Origin of the sequence: Enterobacter cloacae complex sp. ESBL7, assembly GCF_041679625.1 — a bacterium.
GTDB classification, from domain to species: domain Bacteria; phylum Pseudomonadota; class Gammaproteobacteria; order Enterobacterales; family Enterobacteriaceae; genus Enterobacter; species Enterobacter asburiae_B.
Window position 1 is genome coordinate 404,309 of record NZ_JBGORN010000002.1, and the last position, 15,693, is coordinate 420,001.

15 protein-coding genes are annotated in these 15,693 nt (G+C 58.4%); 10 read left to right on the forward strand and 5 right to left on the reverse strand.

Annotated elements, in window-relative coordinates; translation table 11 throughout:
* The first annotated feature begins 2 nt into the window (after positions 1 to 2).
* On the forward strand, positions 3 to 767 hold the full coding sequence (locus ACERY3_RS11990) for an SDR family oxidoreductase (protein ID WP_373225743.1): 765 nt from the start codon (positions 3 to 5) through the stop codon (positions 765 to 767).
* 94 nt (positions 768 to 861) lie between these two features.
* Here ACERY3_RS11990 and ACERY3_RS11995 read toward each other — a convergent pair whose 3' ends face one another.
* Positions 862 to 1,434 (reverse strand): DedA family protein, encoded by a 573-nt coding sequence (locus ACERY3_RS11995; protein ID WP_039263154.1) that lies wholly within the window; start codon positions 1,432 to 1,434, stop codon positions 862 to 864.
* Positions 1,435 to 1,591: 157 nt separating this feature from the next.
* Here ACERY3_RS11995 and ACERY3_RS12000 point away from each other — a divergent pair, with 157 nt between their 5' ends.
* Together ACERY3_RS12000 and pbpG are read left to right on the forward strand one after the other, a co-directional pair.
* Positions 1,592 to 2,179: a Yip1 family protein gene (locus tag ACERY3_RS12000; protein WP_023312454.1), complete on the forward strand. Its 588-nt coding sequence runs from the start codon at positions 1,592 to 1,594 to the stop codon at positions 2,177 to 2,179.
* A gap of 167 nt (positions 2,180 to 2,346) precedes the next feature.
* Positions 2,347 to 3,270 carry a D-alanyl-D-alanine endopeptidase gene (gene pbpG / locus ACERY3_RS12005; protein WP_373225744.1) on the forward strand — a complete coding sequence of 308 codons (924 nt, stop codon included), beginning with the start codon at positions 2,347 to 2,349 and terminating at the stop codon, positions 3,268 to 3,270.
* Between the two features lie 94 nt (positions 3,271 to 3,364).
* On the opposite strand, the gene ACERY3_RS12010 is transcribed toward pbpG, so the two are convergent.
* Both ACERY3_RS12010 and dld read right to left on the reverse strand, forming a co-directional pair.
* Positions 3,365 to 3,919 (reverse strand): GNAT family N-acetyltransferase, encoded by a 555-nt coding sequence (locus tag ACERY3_RS12010; protein WP_047647278.1) that lies wholly within the window; start codon positions 3,917 to 3,919, stop codon positions 3,365 to 3,367.
* Between the two features lie 112 nt (positions 3,920 to 4,031).
* Positions 4,032 to 5,780: a D-lactate dehydrogenase gene (dld, locus tag ACERY3_RS12015; protein ID WP_058841504.1), complete on the reverse strand. Its 1,749-nt coding sequence runs from the start codon at positions 5,778 to 5,780 to the stop codon at positions 4,032 to 4,034.
* Positions 5,781 to 5,969: 189 nt separating this feature from the next.
* Here dld and bglX point away from each other — a divergent pair, with 189 nt between their 5' ends.
* From bglX to ACERY3_RS12040, 5 genes are all read left to right on the forward strand, one after another.
* The gene (bglX, locus tag ACERY3_RS12020; RefSeq protein WP_047060524.1) at positions 5,970 to 8,267 is read left to right on the forward strand and encodes a beta-glucosidase BglX; all 2,298 of its coding nucleotides are present in this window, start codon (positions 5,970 to 5,972) and stop codon (positions 8,265 to 8,267) included.
* A 145-nt stretch (positions 8,268 to 8,412) separates the two neighbouring features.
* Entirely contained in the window at positions 8,413 to 9,330 is a 918-nt protein-coding gene (locus tag ACERY3_RS12025; protein ID WP_058841503.1) for an ABC transporter substrate-binding protein, read from the forward strand.
* Positions 9,331 to 9,342: 12 nt separating this feature from the next.
* On the forward strand, positions 9,343 to 10,500 hold the full coding sequence (locus tag ACERY3_RS12030) for an ABC transporter permease (protein WP_058841502.1): 1,158 nt from the start codon (positions 9,343 to 9,345) through the stop codon (positions 10,498 to 10,500).
* Positions 10,493 to 11,443, forward strand: a complete 951-nt coding sequence (locus ACERY3_RS12035) for an ABC transporter ATP-binding protein (RefSeq protein ID WP_058841501.1) — start codon at positions 10,493 to 10,495, stop codon at positions 11,441 to 11,443. The genes ACERY3_RS12030 and ACERY3_RS12035 overlap by 8 nt, the downstream gene beginning before the upstream one ends.
* Positions 11,427 to 12,164 (forward strand): ABC transporter permease, encoded by a 738-nt coding sequence (locus tag ACERY3_RS12040; protein WP_033146011.1) that lies wholly within the window; start codon positions 11,427 to 11,429, stop codon positions 12,162 to 12,164. The genes ACERY3_RS12035 and ACERY3_RS12040 overlap by 17 nt, the downstream gene beginning before the upstream one ends.
* Here the strand turns inward: ACERY3_RS12040 and ACERY3_RS12045 are convergent.
* On the reverse strand, positions 12,139 to 12,252 hold the full coding sequence (locus ACERY3_RS12045) for a protein YohO (protein WP_008500895.1): 114 nt from the start codon (positions 12,250 to 12,252) through the stop codon (positions 12,139 to 12,141). The two genes, ACERY3_RS12040 and ACERY3_RS12045, sit on opposite strands and share 26 nt — an antisense overlap.
* Positions 12,253 to 12,321: 69 nt before the next feature.
* Positions 12,322 to 13,062, reverse strand: coding sequence for an HTH-type transcriptional regulator MlrA (gene mlrA / locus ACERY3_RS12050; protein WP_029740179.1), 741 nt, complete (start codon positions 13,060 to 13,062; stop codon positions 12,322 to 12,324).
* Between the two features lie 217 nt (positions 13,063 to 13,279).
* Here mlrA and ACERY3_RS12055 point away from each other — a divergent pair, with 217 nt between their 5' ends.
* The gene (locus ACERY3_RS12055; protein ID WP_194304615.1) at positions 13,280 to 14,965 is read left to right on the forward strand and encodes a sensor histidine kinase; all 1,686 of its coding nucleotides are present in this window, start codon (positions 13,280 to 13,282) and stop codon (positions 14,963 to 14,965) included.
* Positions 14,959 to 15,678 carry a two-component system response regulator BtsR gene (gene btsR / locus ACERY3_RS12060; protein WP_023312443.1) on the forward strand — a complete coding sequence of 240 codons (720 nt, stop codon included), beginning with the start codon at positions 14,959 to 14,961 and terminating at the stop codon, positions 15,676 to 15,678. Before ACERY3_RS12055 ends, btsR begins: the two co-directional genes overlap by 7 nt.
* Positions 15,679 to 15,693: the final 15 nt, after the last annotated feature.

Sequence of the window (15,693 nt, forward strand, 5' to 3'; positions counted from 1 at the left end):
GTATGACCAGAGTAGCGATAGTGACCGCATCGGATTCCGGGATTGGTAAAACCACGGCGCAGATGCTCGCAGAGCGCGGGTTTGATATTGGCGTCACCTGGCACTCGGATGAAAAAGGGGCGCTGGAAACCTGCCGCGAAGTTGAAGCGCAGGGGCAGCGCGCAGAGGCTATCCATCTTGATTTAAGCACGCTGCCGGAAGGCGCAGAGGGCATTGAAACGCTGATTGCGCGTTTTGGTCGGCTGGACGTGCTGGTTAACAATGCGGGTGCGATGACCAAAGCGCCGTTCCTTGAGATGCCGTTTGACGACTGGCGGAACATTTTCACCGTCGACGTGGACGGCGCGTTTCTCTGTTCTCAAATTGCCGCCCGACAGATGGTGAAGCAGGGGGAAGGGGGGCGGATTGTGAACATTACTTCGGTGCATGAGCACACGCCGCTGCCGGAGGCCAGCGCCTACACGGCGGCAAAACACGCGCTCGGCGGGTTAACCAAATCCATGGCGATGGAACTGGTTAAGCACAACATTCTGGTGAACGCCGTCGCGCCGGGCGCCATTGCCACACCGATGAACGACATGGACGACAGCGAAGTGAAGGAAGGCTCAATGCCGGAAATCCCGCTGGCGCGGCCGGGCCACACCAAAGAGATTGCCAGCCTGGTCGCGTGGCTGTGCGACAGCGACGCCAGCTACACGACGGGGCAATCGTTTATTGTCGACGGGGGCTTTATGCTGGCGAACCCGCAGTTTAAGCCGGAGGGGTAGTTTTCCCTCACCCTAACCCTCTCCCAAAGGGAGAGGGAACTAAAAACACCCTCTCCCTTTGGGAGAGGGCCGGGGTGAGGGGAGGAGACCGCACTCACTCCTCATCCCGCGTCTTATCCCGGTGCTTCAGCCACAGCCTGACCCCGATCACCGCCGCAACCACCAGAATCAGCCACGCCCAGTGCTTCAGGTGCTGGTCGAGATTATGCAGCCACGGGCCAATCACTTCGCCCCCTACGTAGCCGAGCGTCGTAAAGATCAGCGCCCAGGCAATCGCACCAAGAACATTGAGCGGCAGGAAAATTTTTGGCGGCAGATGGCTGGCGCCAATCAGTATCGGCCCGATAATGCGAAAGCCATACATAAAGCGCGTGCCGATGACGAACAGATAGGGATGACGTTGAATGAGCCGTTGAGCGCGGCGGATTTTCTTCTGATGCTTTGCGAAACGCTTAAGCAGCGTGGGCCCGAAGCGCAGCCCGAGAAAGTAGAGCAGCTGATCGCCAATCATTCCGCCGAGCGCGACCGCAGCGACGACCAGCGGGAATTTCAGTAAGCCCTGATGCGCGGCGACGCCGCCTAACAGCGTGATGGTTTCACCTTCTGCCACGCTACCGACGACCAGCGCGGCATATCCATATTGTTCAATAAGTGCGTTAATATCCATTACGTGAATGTTATCTCCCTCTGCTTACCTCGTTTAATCATATACCCCATGAATCAACAGCGGGGAAATCAACGGAAATTTCCCACTGTACATAAAATAATCTAAAGCCTGCATTATACTTAAGGTATCGCTGACGGGCCGACAACAAGGGGGCGCTATGAACCATGTCTGGGGACTTTTCTCCCATCCCGATCGTGAGATGCATGTCATTAAAAGTGAGAACGAAACGGTCTCGCATCATTACACGCACCACGTGCTGCTGATGGCTGCGGTGCCGGTAATATGCGCCTTTATCGGAACAACACAAATCGGCTGGAACTTCGGTGACGGCACCGTGGTTCAGCTTTCCTGGTTTACCGGGCTCTATCTGGCCATCGTTTTTTATGGCCTGATGCTGGCGGGTGTGGCGGTAATGGGGCGCGTCATTCACTGGATGGCGCGTAACTACCCGCAACGTCCATCGCTGGCGCACTGTATGGTCTTTGCCGGATATGTCGCGACCCCGCTGTTCTTAAGCGGGATTGTTGCGCTCTATCCACTGGTCTGGCTGTGCGCGCTGATCGGTACTATTGCCCTCTTTTACACCGGGTATCTGCTGTATCTGGGGGTTCCAACCTTCCTGAATATCAATAAAGAAGAAGGCCTGAGTTTTTCCAGTTCAACACTCGCCATCGGGGTGCTGGTGCTGGAGGCGCTACTGGCGCTGACGGTTATTCTTTGGGGTTACGGATACCGTCTCTTCTGAGTTCACTGCATTGCTGGCGTAAATGCCAGCAATGCAGCATCTGTTCACGATTATCCGCTGGCGACAACGCCCGGTGACCGCTATGATGCCGAAGCCAGCCTGTGTTTATCCGTTGATACAGGCGGTGTACGTCATGACGTGCGTGAATAATTATCAGAAGTCTCACCATGCTGAAATTCCGAGTCTCTTTACTTAGCCTGGCGCTGCTGCTGGGCGCGTCCGCTGCCGTGCCGACCGTCGCTAAAACGCCTGCGGTGACCGCCGCCGCCGCTCAGCCGCAAATTGCGTCCGGCAGCGCGATGATTGTCGATCTCAACACCAATAAGGTGATCTACGCCAGCCATCCGGACCTGGTGCGCCCGATCGCCTCAATAACCAAATTAATGACCGCGATGGTGGTGCTTGATGCACATCTGCCGCTGGACGAAAAATTGAAGGTGGATATCAGCCACACGCCGGAGATGAAGGGGATCTACTCTCGCGTGCGTCTGAACAGTGAAATCAGCCGTAAAAATATGCTGCTGCTGGCGCTGATGTCGTCTGAAAACCGTGCGGCGGCGAGCCTGGCGCACCACTATCCGGGCGGCTACGACGCCTTTATCCGCGCGATGAACGCGAAAGCCAAAGCGCTGGGGATGACCAATACGCATTATGTTGAACCGACGGGACTGTCGATCAACAACGTCTCCACGGCCCGCGATCTGACGAAACTGCTGATTGCCAGCAAGCAGTATCCGCTGATTGGTCAGCTCAGCACCACCCGTGAAGAGATGGCGACCTTTGCGAACCCGGCCTATACGCTGCCGTTCCGCAACACTAACCATCTGGTATACCGCGATAACTGGAATATTCAGTTAACCAAAACCGGCTTTACCAACGCGGCAGGACACTGTCTGGTGATGCGCACCGTGTTTAACGGTAAGCCGGTGGCGCTGGTGGTGATGGATGCTTTCGGCAAATATACCCACTTCGCGGACGCGAGCCGCCTGCGTACCTGGATTGAAACCGGGAAAGTGCAGCCCGTTCCGGCCGCAGCATTGACGTATAAAAAGCAGAAAGCGGAACAGATGGCGACGGCGCAGAACGACTGAGTCGTTTGTGCGCGATGATGCCCTCACCCCGACCCTCTCCCACAGGGAGAGGGAGAAAACACTAAAAACGGTAACCCAGGTTACCGTTTTGCGTTTATTCCGGCAGCGTCCAGTCCCCATCGTTGAGCGAGCGCTGCATAATCACCGTATCCCGCCAGTCACCTTTCTTATAGCCTACGCTGCGCAGCTGACCGACAATCACGAAGCCGTGCTTTTTATGCAGCCGCAGCGAGCCGGAATTATTGTTGCCATCGCCCACAACGGCAATCATCTGCCGCCACGGGCCTTGCTCGCAGCGGGCGATCAGCGCATCCATTAATGCCGAACCAAAACCGCGCCCGGTGATGCTGGCATCCACGTAAATCGACTCTTCCAGGGTATAGCGGTAGGCGTGTCGCGGGCGGTAAGGCGTGGCGTAGCAGTAGCCTACCACGATGCCGCGATACAGCGCGATCAGCCACGGCAAACCGCTCTCAGCCACGCTTTTCATACGCTGACGCATTTCGTCGATGGTAGGGGGGACTTCTTCAAATGACGCGCGCCCGTGCAGCACATGCCAGGCATAGATGGCGGCGATGGCATGCACATCATCGGGAAGGGCATCGCGCACTTCCAGTTCGGTCTCGGATAAAACATCAATAGCCGACATGATGTGCCTGCTCCTCGTTATAGAATGCCGGAGAAACGTTCCTCCGGCGTCAGAGCGTCACTCTATTACGATTAAGGCACGCTAAACAATCTCTCAAATTTGGCTGTAGGAATTAATCAGACGCTTGCGTTACGCGCTGCTCCGCATCTGCCTCTTCTTTCCAGTATTTCTTCCGCGTTGTTTTACCAATGCCGGGATTCATGCTGTTTGTAGGGTCATTCTCGCGATAAAACTGCTTAAGTGCGTCAGGGGCTTTATAAAGATGCCCGACGTTATGTTCCGCAGGATATTGTGCGCCGCGTTCACGCAGCAGGGCGAGCATCTGCTCCTTCAGTTCGTGCGCATCGACCCCTTTTTTGACGATGTAATCCTGATGGAAGACATAACACATAAAGTGGCCGTAATAGAGCTTATGCACCAGCTTGCTGTCGATTTCCGGCGGGAGGTGCTCAAACCACTCGGTGTCGTTACGTCGGAGGGCGATATCCAGCGCCAGAATATCTTCCACCTCTTCGGAATGCACCGCCTGATAACGGATGGCGGCGCCCGCGGCGGCAAAACGGTGCAGGAACGCTTTGCTGCCCTCTTCAGGCGTACAGGCAAAGAAATCCCCTTCGGCGGTTTTGAAGAATTCGGTCAGCCAGGACTGCGCTTCGGCAATTCCGTCCCCGGCCATTTTCAGCAGCAGGTGATGCTCGTACTTATCGCGCCAGGTTTTCATTCGCTCCGGCAGATGCGCCGGGAAAACGTTGCCCAGCTTCTGCATAAAGCGGTCGGTGAAGTGGGGTTTGAACAGCGACACTTTCTCCAGCATCGCGTCGGTGCGGCCCTTCATGGTGAAGAAGAACGGCATTTTGTCGGTGCCGAGCTTGTCGATCATCAGGAACGTATCTTTTCCGTAACGCTCGGCGATGTCGTAAATGTCCCGGTGCATGTACTCGCCCGCCACCGGCAGATGGGTGAATTCGCCCAGAATATGACGACGAATTTCGGTCAGAACCTCAGGCTGATTGGTACCGATGTAGAACACCTGCTGCTTTTTCTCCGCCGGGAAGGTATCCAGACGTACGGCAAACACGGCCAGCTTCCCGGCGCAGCCGGAGGATTCAAACAGGCGGTCCGGGTCGGCGTTGTAGCGCGCCGGCGTATCGGCGTCGATATCCCGCACGCGGGTCACGTAGTCGTGATCGTGCGCGTGGCGGCCGTCGTGCTGCACGTCTTCGTCCTTCACGCGATCGTCGTCGAGCTTGCTGAGGATTTGTTCCGGCGTTACGCCGAGATCGATACCCAGATGGTTCACCAGCGTCAGCTTGCCGTTTTCGTCAATACGGGCAAACAGCGACATCTCGGTGTAGGCCGGGCCGCGCTGCACCAGCGAACCGCCGGAGTTGTTGCAAATCCCGCCAACCACCGAGGCGCCAATGCAGGAGGAGCCAATCACCGAGTGCGGCTCACGGCCCAGCGGCTTAAGCGCTTTTTCCAGGGAGTAGAGCGTCGTGCCGGGGAACGCGAGCACCTGCTCGCCTTTATCCAGCAGGTGCAGCTTGTCGAGGCGCAGGGTGCTGATAATCACGATGTCGCGATCGTAATCGTTGCCGTTCGGCGTGGAGCCTTCGGTCAGGCCGGTATTGGCGGCCTGCATTAAAATAATCTTGTCGGCGGCGACGCAGGCGCTCAGCACGCGCCACAGCTCCAGCAGCGTGCCGGGGAAGACCACCGCCAGCGCTTCGCCCTGACCGGAGCGGAAACCTTTGCGGTAGCGGGCGGTTTTGGCCGGGTCGGTAAGCAGGTGAGAGGAGCCAACCAGGCGCGACAGTTCGTTAATAAAAGTCGTGTTATCGTTTGTTCGAACAGAAGTCATCTTCCACTCCTTGTGGTGGGGCAAATTTCTCGCTGTAAAGCATAGCGCGATTAACTGTTAAGCGGTCGAGTATTCACGAGAAAAATCAGAGAATAACCCTGCAACGTTTCGAGGGTTTGTGGCACACTGCGCTTTTCGCACGGTATGGCCGAGATCGTCCGGCGGTTATTGATGAGAGAGTAAAACGACATGAAATGGCTATGTTCTGTAGGTGTCGCCGTCAGCCTGGCGCTGCAACCTGCGCTGGCAGAGGATTTGTTTGGTAATCACCCGCTCACGCCTGAAGCACGGGATGCGTTTGTCACGGAATTGCTCAAAAAAATGACGGTTGATGAGAAAATCGGCCAGCTGCGTCTTATCAGCGTCGGCCCGGATAACCCGAAAGAGGCCATCCGCGAGATGATCAAAGACGGGCAGGTTGGAGCCATCTTTAATACCGTCACCCGCCAGGATATCCGCAAGATGCAGGATCAGGTGATGGATCTCAGCCGCCTGAAAATTCCGCTGTTCTTTGCCTATGACGTGGTGCACGGTCAGCGTACCGTTTTCCCGATTAGCCTCGGTTTAGCCTCCTCCTTTAACCTCGACGCGGTGAAAACCGTCGGGCGCGTGTCGGCTTATGAAGCGGCGGACGACGGCCTGAACATGACCTGGGCGCCGATGGTGGACGTCTCGCGCGATCCGCGCTGGGGCCGCGGCTCGGAAGGCTTTGGTGAAGACACCTATTTAACCTCCACGATGGGTAAAACCATGGTGGAAGCGATGCAGGGCAAAAGCCCGGCGGATCGCTACTCGGTGATGACCAGCGTCAAACACTTCGCGGCCTATGGCGCGGTTGAAGGCGGGAAAGAGTACAACACCGTCGACATGAGCCCGCAGCGCCTGTTCAACGACTACATGCCGCCGTACAAGGCAGGGCTGGATGCGGGCAGCGGTGCGGTGATGGTGGCGCTGAACTCGCTGAACGGTACGCCTGCGACGTCCGATTCATGGCTGCTGAAAGACGTCCTGCGCGACCAGTGGGGCTTTAAGGGCATCACCGTTTCCGACCACGGCGCGATTAAAGAGCTGATTAAGCACGGTACCGCCTCCGATCCGGAAGACGCGGTGCGCGTGGCGCTCAAGTCCGGCATCAACATGAGCATGAGCGACGAGTACTACAGCAAATACCTGCCGGGGCTGGTGAAGAGCGGCAAGGTCACGATGGCGGAGCTGGACGATGCCGCGCGCCACGTGCTGAACGTGAAATACGACATGGGGCTGTTTAACGATCCGTACAGCCATCTGGGGCCGAAGGATTCTGACCCGGCAGATACCAACGCTGAAAGCCGTCTGCACCGCAAAGAAGCGCGTGACGTGGCGCGTGAAAGCCTGGTGCTGCTGAAAAACCGCCTCGACACGCTGCCGCTGAAAAAATCCGGCACCATTGCCGTGGTGGGCCCGCTGGCCGACAGCAAGCGCGACGTGATGGGCAGCTGGTCTGCGGCAGGCGTGGCCGATCAGTCCGTGACCGTGCTGACCGGGATTAAGAGTGCCGTGGGTGATAACGCGAAAGTGGTGTACGCCAAAGGGGCGAACGTCACCAACGATAAAGACATCGTCACCTTCCTCAACCAGTACGAGGAAGCGGTGAAGGTCGATCCGCGCACGCCGAAGGAGATGATCGACGAGGCGGTGAATACCGCGAAACAGTCTGACGTCGTTGTCGCGGTCGTGGGCGAAGCGCAGGGTATGGCGCACGAGGCCTCCAGCCGTACCGACATCACCATTCCGCAGAGCCAGCGCGATCTGATCGCCGCCCTGAAAGCCACCGGCAAGCCGCTGGTGCTGGTACTGATGAACGGTCGTCCGCTGGCGCTGGTGAAAGAGGACCAGCAGGCTGACGCCATTCTGGAAACCTGGTTCGCTGGTACCGAAGGCGGTAACGCCATCGCCGACGTGCTGTTTGGTGATTACAACCCGTCGGGCAAGCTGCCGATGTCCTTCCCGCGCTCCGTTGGGCAGATCCCGGTCTACTACAGCCACCTGAACACCGGTCGCCCGTATAACGCCGACAAGCCGAACAAGTACACGTCCCGTTACTTCGACGAAGCTAACGGCCCGCTGTATCCGTTTGGTTACGGTCTGAGCTACACCAGCTTCAAGGTTTCTGACGTGAAAATGTCGGCGCCGACCCTGAAGCGTGACGGCAAAGTTACCGCCAGCGTCGAAGTGACCAACACCGGCAAGCGCGAAGGGGCAACGGTGATCCAGATGTACGTGCAGGATGTCACCGCCTCGATGAGCCGTCCTGTTAAGCAGCTGCGCGGCTTCGAGAAGGTCAATCTGAAGCCTGGCGAAACCCAAACCATCAGCTTCCCGATTGACGTGGACGCGCTGAAGTTCTGGAACCAGCAGATGAAATACGATGCGGAACCGGGCAAGTTTAACGTCTTTATCGGGGTGGATTCTGCCCGCGTGAATAAAGGCGAGTTCGAGCTGCTGTAACCTTCCCTTCTTTGCATCCCCCGGCTTCCGGGGGATGCGTCTTACGTTATGCTAAAAAGGCATTTTGCCGGGTAAATCCGCTGTTTTAAGCTACGCTTTTCTCTCAAGCCTCTGAAAAAGGCGATAAAAAAATGAGGATAGCGGAATGACGATTGCAAAGGGGATGTTGGGATCTGCGGTGCTGCTGGCGGCGCTAAGCCTGCCGTTACAGGCGGCGGAGCCGGTAAAAGTGGGCTCAAAGATCGATACCGAAGGCGCGCTGCTCGGCAATATTATTTTGCAGGTGCTGGAAAGCCACGGCGTGAAAACCGTCAATAAAGTTCAGCTGGGCACCACGCCCGTCGTGCGCGGGGCGATCACCTCCGGCGAGCTGGATATCTATCCGGAATACACCGGCAACGGGGCATTCTTCTTCAAAGATGAAAACGATCCGGCATGGAAAAACGCCAAAGCCGGGTATGAGAAAGTCAAAAAACTCGACGCGGAACAGAACAAGCTGGTCTGGCTGACGCCTGCCCCGGCCAACAACACCTGGACTATCGCCGTGCGCAAGGACGTGGCGGAGAAAGGTAAGCTGACGTCTCTGGCGGATCTCAGCCGCTATCTGAAAGAGAAGGGTGACTTTAAGCTGGCAGCGTCGGCGGAGTTTATCGAGCGTCCTGACGCGCTCCCGGCGTTCGAAAAAGCCTACGACTTCAAGCTCGACCAGGAGCAGCTGCTCTCGCTCGCGGGCGGGGATACGGCGGTAACCATCAAGGCGGCGGCGCAGCAAACTTCCGGCGTTAACGCGGCAATGGCCTACGGCACCGACGGCCCGGTGGCGGCGCTCGGCCTGCAAACCCTGACCGATCCAAAAGGCGTACAGCCGATTTACGCCCCGACCCCGGTCGTGCGCGAGGCGGTGCTGAAAGCCTATCCGGATATTGCAGAATGGCTCAAGCCGGTCTTCGAAAAACTGGATGAAAAAACGCTGCAACAGCTGAATGCCAGCATTGCCGTCGAGGGGCTGGATGCCAAAAAAGTGGCCGCCGACTTCCTGAAACAACAAGGGCTTGTGAAGTAACGGGAAAGGGCCGTGCCAATAAAATGTCATAACCGCGTACTGCTGCTGCTGGCCTGCGTGGCCATCGCGGCGATCGCGCTGCCGTTTGTGAATGTCGCCCCTAACCGCCTGATGTCAGGGGAAGGGCGCTATCTCTGGGAAGTGTGGGCGTTCACGCCGTGGTGGCTGGCGGCGGCGCTGGGCGCGTGGGTTGCGCTATCGCTCTGGCAAGGCCGCACGGCGCAGTGGCTGACGCTGCTCCTCGCTGAAGGGCTGTTTATCATCCTGTTCTGGGGGGCCGGGCAGGCGGCGACGCATATGGCCTCAGCGGAAAGTCCGCTGGCGAGAACCACGGTGGGCAGCGGCCTCTGGCTGTGGCTGGCGCTGTGTCTGCTGGCCAGCAGCGACGCCATTCGTCGACTCATCTCCAGCGCCGTCTGGCGCTGGGTGCTCAACGCGCAGATATGGTGCATTCCCTTGTTCCTGCTGTTCAGCGGTGAGCTGAACAATCTCTCGCTGCTGAAAGAGTACGCCAACCGTCAGGAGGTGTTTGATGATGCCCTGACGCAACACCTGACGATCCTTTTTGGCACGCTGATCCCGGCTCTGCTGGTCGGGATACCGCTCGGCATGTGGTGCTATCGCCATCCTTCACGCCAGGGCGGGGTGTTTGCCGTGCTCAACGTGATCCAGACCATACCTTCCGTCGCGCTGTTTGGCCTGCTGATTGCCCCGCTGGCGGGGCTGGTGAAGTCATTTCCGGTGCTGGGTACGCTCGGCATAGCCGGAACGGGGTTAACGCCCGCGCTTATTGCGCTGGTGCTGTATGCGCTGCTGCCGCTGGTGCGCGGCGTGGTCGCGGGGCTGGGCCAGGTCGCGCCGGATGTACTTGAAAGCGCCCATGCGATGGGGATGAGCGCGCGGCAGTGTTTCTGGAAAATTCAGCTGCCGCTGGCGCTGCCCCTGCTGCTGCGCAGCCTGCGGGTGGTGGCGGTACAAACCGTCGGCATGGCGGTGATAGCGGCGCTGATTGGTGCTGGCGGCTTTGGCGCGCTGGTGTTCCAGGGGTTGCTCAGCAGTGCCCTCGATCTGGTGTTGCTGGGCGTGGTGCCCACGATTGCGCTGGCGGTTGTCGTCGACGCGCTGTTTGCCTTATGGCTCGCGCTGCTCAGGAGAAGAGCCAATGATTGAATTTCATGATGTCAGTAAAACCTTTGCCGGTCGCCCGGCGGCGAGCCACCTGAACCTGAACTTTGCCGAGGGGGCGTTTTCCGTGCTGATTGGCACCTCGGGCTCGGGAAAATCCACCACCCTGAAGATGATCAACCGGCTGGTGGAGCATGACAGCGGGCTGATCCGCTTTGCCGGGGAAGAGATCCGCTGCCTGCCGGTGCTGGAGCTGCGCCGCCGGATGGGCTATGCCATTCAGTCTATCGGCCTGTTTCCCCACTGGACGGTGGCGCAGAACATCGCCACCGTGCTGCAGCTGGAGAAATGGTCGCGGGCAAAAATCGCCGACCGGGTGGATGAACTCATGTCTCTGCTGGGGCTGGAGCCATCGCTGCGCGACCGCTATCCGCACCAGCTTTCCGGAGGCCAGCAGCAGCGCGTGGGCGTGGCGCGCGCGCTGGCGGCTAACCCGCAGGTGCTGCTGATGGATGAACCCTTCGGCGCGCTGGATCCGGTCACGCGCGGGGCGCTGCAGGCGGAGATGACCCGCATTCACCGCATTCTCGGACGCACGATCGTTCTCGTGACGCACGATATTGATGAAGCTCTGCGCCTGGCCGACCATCTGGTGCTGATGGATCATGGCGAAGTGGTGCAGCAGGGCTCGCCGCTTGAGCTATTAACATGGCCGAAGAACGACTTTGTGCGCGAGTTTTTTGGCCGCAGCGAGCTGGGCGTGAGGCTGCTTTCCCTGCGGACGGTCAGCGACTATATGCGTCGGGAGGAGGTACCGGTGAGCGGCGAACCTCTACAGGCGCAGATGAGCCTGCGGGATGCCCTCTCGGCGTTTGTCGCGCGCCAGTGCGAGGTATTGCCCGTCTCGGACTCCCGCGGTACGCCGTGCGGAACCTTACATTTTCGCGATTTGCTGGCCGGGGAGGTGACGCGTGAAGGCACTGCGTGATCCGCTCCTCTGGCTGGTAGCGCTCTTTGTCGCCTTACTGTTTCTGATGCCTCACAGCGCGGCGCTGTTTAACGCTCTTTTCCCGGGGCTGCCGCGGCCGGTTTATCAGCAGGAAAGCTTTATTAATCTCGCCCTGGCGCATCTCTGGCTGGTGGCGCTCTCAAGCGCCATCGCGGTTGTGTTGGGAGTTGGGGCAGGCATCGCGGTCACGCGGCCTGCGGGCAAAGAATTTCGTCCGCTGGTGGAGACGATAGCGGCGATTGGCCAGACGTTTCCCCCGGTGGCGGTGCTGGCGATAGCGGTGCCGGTGATGGGCTTTGGTCAGCAGCCCGCCATTATTGCGCTGATTTTATACGGCGTATTGCCGGTGCTGCAGGGCACGCTGGCGGGCCTCGCGGCGGTACCGGCGTCGGTGCTGAGCGTGGCAGAAGGGATGGGGATGAGTCGCGGCCAGCGGCTGCGCAAGGTTGAACTGCCGCTTGCGGCACCGGTGATTATTGCCGGGATCCGCACGTCGGTGATTATTAACATCGGGACGGCGACCATTGCGTCAACGGTCGGTGCCAATACGCTGGGAACGCCGATTATTATCGGCCTGAGCGGGTTTAATACGGCTTATATCGTGCAGGGGGCGGTGCTGGTCGCGCTGGCGGCAATCGTCGTCGATCGCCTTTTTGAGCGGCTGGCGCTGTACCTCAGCCGACACCGCCGCGAACAATAAACGAGTATCCTGCCAGCATCACGCCGCCGATACCGCTCACGGCCATCAGGACAAAAAGGGTAATAATGGCCAGTTTGGTTGCCTTCATCATGTGCTCCTGTTGTTAACGGAACAATTATACGGTGAAGCGCAGCTGTTAATGAACCATTAAATGCCGTTATGGCTCATCCGGGCCAAGGGAATAAACCGGGTAACCATTCTCTCGCCATTCCGTCAGCAGCTGTTGCTGCGTGGCGGACGGCACTTCTCCACACCAGACCAGCAGGGTCTGACCGTCGAAAAACTCGGGCTTAAGCTGCGCCAGCGAGTGCGCCAGGACATCCACGCGCCAGCCCTTCTGGGTCGCAATCCACGCTTCCAGCCACAGGCGGGTGGTATCGTGCACGTTCCAGCCGACCACCAGCGCATCTTTTCCGGCCTTGTTCTTCGCTGAGGCAAGGCAGACGGCAATATAGTTGATCAGCACCCCGTCGAGTATGCTGAGCAGCGCCTGCAGGGTGGACTGCTGGCATTGCAGACGTCGACGGAGCGGAATGAAAAGATGGGAGATCAGCGTCTGTGCCGGATAGTCGCGGCCCTGCTCTTTTATCCACGCGCGCAGGCGCTGAAGATTCCCCGCCTGCAGAAGCCGCAGCAGGGTTTCCTGTTGTTCGCGCCAGAGGTGTTGCGTGTCCGGGTCATCATGGCTCAGCAGGGACTTCACTTTGCCGACCTGCACTCCGTTGTCGATCCAGCTTTTAATTTCGCGGATGCGGTCGATATCGGCCTCATTGAAAAGGCGATGCCCACCGTCGGTCCTCTGCGGTTTAAGCAATCCATACCGTCGCTGCCACGCCCGTAGGGTAACGGGATTGATATCACAAAGGAGTGCCACTTCACCTATCGTGTAAAGCGCCATATTCGCCCCCTGGCTTACGCGTTCCCAGCTTAACTGTAGACCCACTTTGGCGAACCAGGAAGGATTGATTGATTTTTGAACAAACAATGCGAAGCATGCGCGATATTCAGAAAAAGGTGTGATAACGGACACGATTTTGCGCTTTTTTGGGATGCTTCAAAGAAAGTAAACCCGCATCAGTGTATGTTACGCGTTTTTAGCGTGTGCGGTTTTGAGTATGTACGAGTTTAATCTGGTGCTGCTGTTGCTTCAGCAGATGTGCGTGTTTCTTGTCATTGCCTGGCTGATGAGCAAAACGCGCCTGTTTATCCCGCTGATGCAGGTTACCGTACGTCTGCCGCATAAGCTGCTCTGCTACGTTACCTTCTCTATTTTCTGCATTATGGGGACCTATTTTGGCCTCCATATCGAAGACTCTATTGCCAACACGCGCGCTATCGGCGCGGTGATGGGCGGGCTGCTGGGCGGTCCCGTCGTCGGTGGCCTTGTGGGCTTAACCGGGGGGCTGCATCGCTATTCCATGGGCGGGATGACCGCGCTCAGCTGCATGATCTCCACGATCGTGGAAGGGCTGCTCGGCGGGCTGGTGCACAGCTACATGATCAAACGCGGCCGCCCGGATAAAGTCTTTAGCCCGCTTACCGCCGGCGCCATTACCTTTGTGGCCGAAGTGGCGCAGATGGCGATCATTCTGCTCATTGCCCGTCCGTTTGAAGATGCGCTGCACCTGGTCAGCAGCATTGCCGCTCCGATGATGGTCACCAACACCGTGGGTGCGGCGCTGTTTATGCGCATTCTGCTCGACAAGCGCGCCATGTTTGAGAAGTACACCTCGGCGTTTTCCGCCACGGCGCTGAAGGTCGCCGCCTCGACCGAAGGGATCCTGCGCCAGGGGTTTAACGAAGAAAACAGCATGAAGGTCGCGCAGGTGCTCTACAAGGAGCTGGATATCGGCGCGGTGGCCATAACCGACCGCGAGCGGCTGCTGGCCTTTACCGGCACCGGGGACGATCACCATCTGCCGGGTAAACCGATCTCCTCAGCCTATACGCTGCGCGCCATTGAAACCGGTGAGGTGGTGTATGCCGACGGTAACGAACTGCCTTACCGCTGCTCGCTGCATCCGCAGTGCAAGCTGGGCTCCACGCTGGTGATTCCGCTGCGCGGGGAAAATCAGCGGGTGATGGGGACTATCAAGCTGTATGAGGCCAAAAACCGTCTGTTCAGCTCCATCAACCGCACGCTGGGAGAGGGGATAGCCCAGCTGTTGTCCGCGCAAATCCTGGCCGGGCAGTATGAACGGCAGAAAGCCCTGCTGACGCAGTCTGAAATTAAGCTGCTGCATGCTCAGGTCAACCCGCATTTCCTGTTTAATGCCCTCAACACGCTCAAAGCGGTGATCCGCCGCGACAGCGATCAGGCCGCGCAGCTGGTGCAGTTTCTGTCGACCTTTTTCCGTAAGAACCTGAAACGGCCGTCTGAGATCGTGACCCTCGCCGATGAGATTGAGCACGTGAATGCCTATCTGCAGATCGAGCAGGCGCGTTTCCAGTCGCGCCTGCAGGTGTCGCTCTCCGTTCCGGACGAGCTGGCGTATCAGCATCTCCCGGCCTTTACCCTGCAGCCTATTGTCGAAAACGCCATTAAACACGGCACGTCACAGCTTCTGGGAACGGGGGAGATAACCATTGCCGCCAGCCGTTTCAACCACCATCTGGTGCTGGATATTGAAGATAATGCCGGGCTTTACCAGCCTTCCGCCTCGGGCGGTTTAGGGATGAGCCTGGTGGATAAACGCCTGCGCGCCCATTTTGGCGACGACTGCGGCATTACCGTCGCCTGTGAGCCAGACCGATTTACCCGTATTACCGTACGACTGCCGCTGGAGGAAAACGCATGTTAAGAGTGCTGATTGTGGATGACGAGCCGCTGGCACGAGAAAACCTGCGCGTTCTGCTGCAGGAGCAGCCCGATATTGAGATTGTGGGGGAGTGCGCGAATGCCATTGAGGCCATCGGCGCGGTGCACAAGCTGCGCCCTGACGTGCTGTTCCTCGATATTCAGATGCCCCGCATCAGCGGGCTGGAGATGGTCGGCATGCTCGACCCGGCGCATCGCCCCTATATCGTGTTTCTGACGGCGTTCGACGAATATGCCGTTAAGGCCTTTGAGGAGCACGCGTTTGACTATTTACTCAAGCCGATCGAAGAGAAGCGTCTTGAAAAAACGCTCACCCGTTTACGCCAGGAGCGAACCGTACAGGACGTCACGCTGCTGCCGGAAAACCAGCAGCCGCTGAAGTTTATCCCCTGCACCGGGCACAGCCGAATTTATCTTCTGCAGATGGATGATGTGGCGTTTGTCAGCAGCCGCCTGAGCGGGGTGTTTGTCACCAGCGCCGAAGGGAATGAAGGATTTACCGAGCTGACACTGCGCACGCTCGAGAGCCGCACGCCGCTGATCCGCTGCCACCGCCAGTATCTGGTGAACATGGCGCACCTGAAGGAGATCCGCCTGGAAGATAACGGCCAGGCCGAGCTGGTGCTGCGTGCCGGGCAAACGGTACCCGTCAGCCGTCGCTATCTCAAGAGTTTGAAAGAGGCGATTGGCCTGTAAAACTGGTACACTGCG

Excerpts from the sequence above, each read along its gene's own strand:
- ACERY3_RS11990 (WP_373225743.1), top strand. The coding sequence starts at position 3 with ATGACCAGAGTAGCGATAGTGACCGCATCGGATTCCGGGATTGGTAAA.
- ACERY3_RS11995 (WP_039263154.1), bottom strand. The coding sequence starts at position 1,434 with ATGGATATTAACGCACTTATTGAACAATATGGATATGCCGCGCTGGTC.
- ACERY3_RS12000 (WP_023312454.1), top strand. The coding sequence starts at position 1,592 with ATGAACCATGTCTGGGGACTTTTCTCCCATCCCGATCGTGAGATGCAT.
- pbpG (WP_373225744.1), top strand. The coding sequence starts at position 2,347 with ATGCTGAAATTCCGAGTCTCTTTACTTAGCCTGGCGCTGCTGCTGGGC.
- ACERY3_RS12010 (WP_047647278.1), bottom strand. The coding sequence starts at position 3,919 with ATGTCGGCTATTGATGTTTTATCCGAGACCGAACTGGAAGTGCGCGAT.
- dld (WP_058841504.1), bottom strand. The coding sequence starts at position 5,780 with ATGACTTCTGTTCGAACAAACGATAACACGACTTTTATTAACGAACTG.
- bglX (WP_047060524.1), top strand. The coding sequence starts at position 5,970 with ATGAAATGGCTATGTTCTGTAGGTGTCGCCGTCAGCCTGGCGCTGCAA.
- ACERY3_RS12025 (WP_058841503.1), top strand. The coding sequence starts at position 8,413 with ATGACGATTGCAAAGGGGATGTTGGGATCTGCGGTGCTGCTGGCGGCG.
- ACERY3_RS12035 (WP_058841501.1), top strand. The coding sequence starts at position 10,493 with ATGATTGAATTTCATGATGTCAGTAAAACCTTTGCCGGTCGCCCGGCG.
- ACERY3_RS12045 (WP_008500895.1), bottom strand. The coding sequence starts at position 12,252 with ATGAAGGCAACCAAACTGGCCATTATTACCCTTTTTGTCCTGATGGCC.
- mlrA (WP_029740179.1), bottom strand. The coding sequence starts at position 13,062 with ATGGCGCTTTACACGATAGGTGAAGTGGCACTCCTTTGTGATATCAAT.
- ACERY3_RS12055 (WP_194304615.1), top strand. The coding sequence starts at position 13,280 with ATGTACGAGTTTAATCTGGTGCTGCTGTTGCTTCAGCAGATGTGCGTG.
- btsR (WP_023312443.1), top strand. The coding sequence starts at position 14,959 with ATGTTAAGAGTGCTGATTGTGGATGACGAGCCGCTGGCACGAGAAAAC.